3 protein-coding genes are annotated in these 2,341 nt (G+C 70.1%); 1 reads left to right on the forward strand and 2 read right to left on the reverse strand.

The genetic code is table 11. The annotated features are described in order from the left end of the window. A partial coding sequence (locus VOI19_RS18260) for an alpha/beta fold hydrolase (protein ID WP_323794368.1) occupies positions 1–309 on the reverse strand: 309 nt, incomplete at its 3' end. A gap of 75 nt (positions 310–384) precedes the next feature. Beyond that, positions 385–1,806 carry a magnesium chelatase gene (locus tag VOI19_RS18265; RefSeq protein ID WP_323794369.1) on the reverse strand — a complete coding sequence of 474 codons (1,422 nt, stop codon included), beginning with the start codon at positions 1,804–1,806 and terminating at the stop codon, positions 385–387. Between the two features lie 142 nt (positions 1,807–1,948). Between VOI19_RS18265 and VOI19_RS18270 the strand changes: the two genes are divergently transcribed. Further along, positions 1,949–2,341, forward strand: a 393-nt coding sequence (locus VOI19_RS18270) for a wax ester/triacylglycerol synthase domain-containing protein (RefSeq protein WP_323794370.1), incomplete at its 3' end; no start/stop codon positions are given.

Here is a 2,341-nt window from a genome sequence, read left to right on the forward strand (position 1 = left end):
ACCTCGCGCGGCCAGCTCGAGGCTGATCGCACCACCGAGGGAGTTGCCGACCACGTGCGGCCGCTCGACGCCCCAGTCCTCGAAGTTGCCCGCGAGGTCACGGCACGCGTTGTCCATCGTGTAGCGCTCGCCGCGCGGGTACGGCGAGGACTCACCGAAGCCGGAGAGGTCGATGGCGATGACCTCGTGGCCCTCGCTCAACCTCTCGAAGACAGGCCGCCAGGCCTGACGCCGGTGTCCGATCCCATGGATGAGCACGACCGGCTCGCCGGAACCGGCGCGGTCGTGGACGAGCTGTGAGAACGGCATGCGAGCAGACCTCCGTGAACCCCATGAATAGGTGCGACACGGAGTCTCGCATACCACCGGTACCCCGGCTAGGGGTCAGCCGTAAACGGTTTCGCTGCCGTCGGTGTCCTTGCCGACCTTGCGCGCGAGGTAGAGCCCCTCCAGCGCCAGCTCGATCGCCCCGGCACGCTGGCCGTCGTTGGTGGCGCCCAGCCGCTCACACACGTCGTCGTACAGCTCCGACTCCCCCAGCACCGGCAGCCCGGAGAGGAAGTCGCGCGCGGTGACCTGCTCACCGGTCGTGACCATCGCGCCGGCCTCGATCGCGTCGACGAGGACGGCGAAGTCCAGGCCTCGCAGGTGCGAGCGCACCGTCTCGGCCGTGGCCGTGCGCAACAGGTGCGTGAGGATCTCCTCCTCGCGACCCTCCTCCCCCGACTCGAACTCGATCTTGCCGCCGAGCACGTCGACGGCCGTCTCGAGGTCGACGACACGTGCGACGGCGCGGTCCTCGCCCTTGACGGTCGCGCGGTGGATCGCGGCCGCGGCGATCGTCTCGGCGCCGGCGATCGCGAAGCGCGCCGAGACGCCCGAGCGCTGGTCGACCGAGGAAGACTCACGCAGCTGGCGGGTGAAGCGGGCGAGGATCTCGACGAGGAAGTCGGGCACCTCGACCAGGTCAGCTGGGATCTCGGCCTCCTGCCGGATCACCGCGACCTCGGCCTCGAGCTCGGTCGGGTAGTGGGTGCGGATCTCGGCACCGAAGCGGTCCTTGAGCGGGGTGATGATGCGCCCGCGGTTGGTGTAGTCCTCCGGGTTGGCGCTGGCCACGACGAGGACGTCGAGCGGCAGCCGCAGCACGTAGCCGCGGATCTGGATGTCGCGCTCCTCCATCACGTTGAGCATCGCGACCTGGATGCGCTCGGCGAGGTCGGGCAGCTCGTTGATCGCCACGATGCCGCGGTGGCTGCGCGGGATCAGGCCGAAGTGGATCGTCTCCGGGTCACCCAGCGACCGCCCCTCGGCCACCTTCATCGGGTCGACGTCTCCGATGAGGTCGGCGACGCTGGTGTCGGGCGTGGCGAGCTTCTCGGCGTAGCGGTCGGAGCGGTGACGCCACTCGACGGCGAGGTCGTCGCCCTCGGCGGCCGCACGCCGCCTCGACTCCACGGTGATCGGGTCGAAGGGGTGCTCACCGAGGTCGGAGCCGGCGATGACCGGCGTCCACTCGTCGAGCAGGCCGACCATGGTGCGTAGCAGCCGGGTCTTGCCCTGGCCGCGCTCCCCCAGCAGGACGACGTCGTGGCCGGCGATCAGCGCCCGCTCGAGCTGCGGGATGACGGTCGTCTCGAAGCCGTGCAGGCCCGGCCACGGGTCTCGGCCCTCGGCCAGCGCAGCCAGCAGGTTGTCGCGCAGCTCGGTGCGCAGCGGCTTGTGGACGTGGCCGGACGCGCGGAGCTCGCCGAGGGTGGCGAGGCTCGGAGCGGGGGCCGGCGCGGGGGTCGAGGCAGAGGTCACGTCTTCAAACTACCCACGCCGACAACACCCCCTCGGACGCGTCTCACCCGCACAGGTGACCACCCGTCCTAGGGGGTGACGGCGGCCACTAAGGTCGTCCCTACCCCTGCTCCGGGGTGCTTCGACGCAAGGGGTAAGAAGCATGGCTCGCAAGCTGCTCAAGATCAACGACTCGTCCTGGCTGTTCGCCGAGACCTACCGCACGCCGATGCAGGTCGGCATGCTCGCGACGTTCGCGGTGCCCGAGGACCGGCCGACGTTCGTGGCCGACCTGGTCGAGCGGTGGCGCGAGGTGCGTCAGTTCGCGGCGCCGTACAACTACCTCTTCAAGAAGGCGCCTGTTCCGTGCTGGCAGGAGTGCGCCGACGACGAGATCGACCTCGACTACCACCTCCGCCACTCAGCGCTCCCCGCCCCCGGTTCGCAGCGCGAGCTCGGCGTGCTCATCTCGCGCCTGCACTCCGCGAAGATGGACCGGCGCTACCCGCTGTGGGAGTGCCACGTCATCGAGGGCCTCGAGCACGGCAAGTGGGCG

It is taken from the genome of Nocardioides sp., from assembly GCF_034670285.1.
In the GTDB taxonomy this organism is placed as follows: Bacteria; Actinomycetota; Actinomycetes; order Propionibacteriales; family Nocardioidaceae; genus Nocardioides.